This is a genomic window from uncultured Mailhella sp. (assembly GCF_905187505.1).
Taxonomy (GTDB): domain Bacteria; phylum Desulfobacterota; class Desulfovibrionia; order Desulfovibrionales; family Desulfovibrionaceae; genus Mailhella.
Map to the genome: position 1 here is coordinate 1 of NZ_CAJJIC010000210.1, position 1,602 is coordinate 1,602.

General features: G+C 60.4%; 1 protein-coding gene. It reads left to right on the top strand.

Annotated elements, in window-relative coordinates; all coding sequences use genetic code 11:
* The first annotated feature begins 544 nt into the window (after positions 1 to 544).
* A complete protein-coding gene (locus QZZ60_RS11390; RefSeq protein ID WP_295641493.1) occupies positions 545 to 1,177 on the top strand; it encodes an HAD family hydrolase in 633 nt (210 codons plus the stop codon).
* Positions 1,178 to 1,602 lie beyond the last annotated feature (425 nt).

Here is a 1,602-nt window from a genome sequence, read left to right on the forward strand (position 1 = left end):
CGGTGGTCATGAATAGGCGGAATTCACTTCCGCCGTTAAATGAAATGACCACCGTACAAGTTCCGCAGTCCGTACAGTGTGTCCAGAGCAGACGGGAGTCGGCGTCACTCGGAAAAAAGGAAAATGTCGACCGCAAGTAGCCGGAATTCACTTCCGGCGTAAAGCGCAGCGGGCGTCGTGCAAGTCCCGCGTCCGTACAGCGTGTCCGGGACTGACGGGCGATGGCGTCACTCGGGGGCGGGATGTAAGCGCCCGCCTGCCGTGGCCGACCGGTGCTTCGCTTCGCGAAAGCACCGGTGTGGTTTGTAGGGATTTCCAGATTTTTAGGGGAGAGCGCTGGTTTAACGCTCTGGGAAACCGTCGTTGGCATGACCTGCCGTTTTTCAACGATATGGAAAGCCGTCGTTGACAAGGGATGGTCGTTTTTCAACGATTGGGCGGGCCGTTGTTTTCCGCTCAGCGTTTTTTCAACGCCCTGGGGAACGCGGGCCTCTGATTGCAGTCTTTCGGCGGCTGTGTTACCCGGGCAGAAAAAGGAGTGGGCATGGAACTTTCGGCAGTGCTTTTTGACCGTGACGGGACGCTTATTGTGGACAAGCACTATCTGGGCGACCCTGAGGGGGTGGAGCTCATACCCGGCACGGGGGAGGCGCTCGGCGCTCTTCATTCATGGGGCGTGAAGACCTTTGTGGTAAGCAATCAGTCGGGCATCGCGAGGGGATATTTTCCCGAGTCGGGCTGGCACGCCTGCGAAAAGAGACTCGGCGAGCTGCTCGCGGCGTTCGGCGCAGTGGTGGACGACGAGCGTTTCTGTCCTCATGGGCCCGAGGAGGGCTGCCGCTGCCGCAAGCCGGACACCGGCATGTGGGAGAGCCTGAAGGAGGCTCATCACCTCGACGCCTCGCGCTGTGCCATGGTGGGGGACAAGGTGGAGGATCTTCTTTTCGGGGCGAACGCCGGACTTGCCGTCGCCGTGCTGGTGCTTTCGGGCAAGGGCGAAAAAAGCGCGGAAAAGCTCGGTCTCGACGCGGAAGAGGTGCGCAGGCAGGGCTTCCTTGCCGTGTCGTGCTCCCTGCCCGGACAAACGCAACGTTCCACCCGTCTTTTTGCGGCAACAAACGTCCGCACCGCCGTGGAAGGCCTGCTTGCTCTCGCCCTTTTTCCTTCCAAGGCCTGAATGACATTTTCCATCTCCCCAATGACGCTCTCTCCCGTCCGCTCTGGATACACTGTACGGAGGGTGGGACTGGCACGACGCCCGCTGCGCTTTACGCCGGAAGTGAATTCCGCCTGCTTGCGGACGTCGGCGCGACCGCCTGAAGGCAGGTCGCGGGCCCCAGAGCGTTGAAAGGCGGTTGTTCTCTGCAAGCAAAGGCATGTCCGAGCGCTGAGCAAAGGCAGAAAGAAAAACGACGGCCCGCCATGTCGTTGAAAAACGGCAGTTCATGCCAACGACGGTTTCCCAGAGCGTTAAACCAGCGCTCTCCCCTTAAAAATCTGGAAATCCCTACAAACAACACCGATGTTGCCGCGAAGCGGAACATCGGTCGGCCACGGCAGGCGGGCGCAGCCGCGCACGCCTGCACTGAGATTGCAGCCCGA